Origin of the sequence: Erythrobacter sp. HI0063 (assembly GCF_001635685.1) — a bacterium.
In the GTDB taxonomy this organism is placed as follows: Bacteria; Pseudomonadota; Alphaproteobacteria; order Sphingomonadales; family Sphingomonadaceae; genus Qipengyuania.
Genome location: NZ_LWFF01000154.1, coordinates 1 through 382, shown reverse-complemented (window position 1 = coordinate 382; position 382 = coordinate 1). Strand labels below are relative to the sequence as shown.

Annotated in this window: 1 protein-coding gene; it reads right to left on the bottom strand. The window is 62.3% G+C overall.

Annotated elements, in window-relative coordinates:
* The coding region (locus A3736_RS05835; protein WP_197465506.1) for a hypothetical protein at nt 1–299 on the bottom strand (299 nt) is incomplete at its 3' end.
* Nucleotides 300–382 lie beyond the last annotated feature (83 nt).

Below are 382 nucleotides of genomic sequence, written 5' to 3'. Positions count from 1 at the left end.
TCGGCACCCAGATCCTCGGGCAGTTCGCGCAGATCGGTCAGCGCGATCTCTATCTGCTTGTCGCTTGCATGCAGAATGCCGATCAGACTGGTGACGTAGAGCGACTGGCTGCTCATATTGGTGACGAGGCAGCGGCTGCGCATGCCCCGTCCGGCGGCGCGGGTTATCAGGATGGACGAGCGGCGCGAGGCCCGCACCTGGACCAGCAGGATCTGCAGATAGACCACCCAGACTACCAGCATCGCCATGCTGAGCAGGACGCTGATGAGCCCCTGATTGACGCGGAAGAATTCGAGCATCGTTGCAGTCCCCGCGTTCAGCCGCGCAGGCGCTCCGCATGCCAGGCGACATGCTCGGCCAGGAAGGTGGAGATGAAGTAATA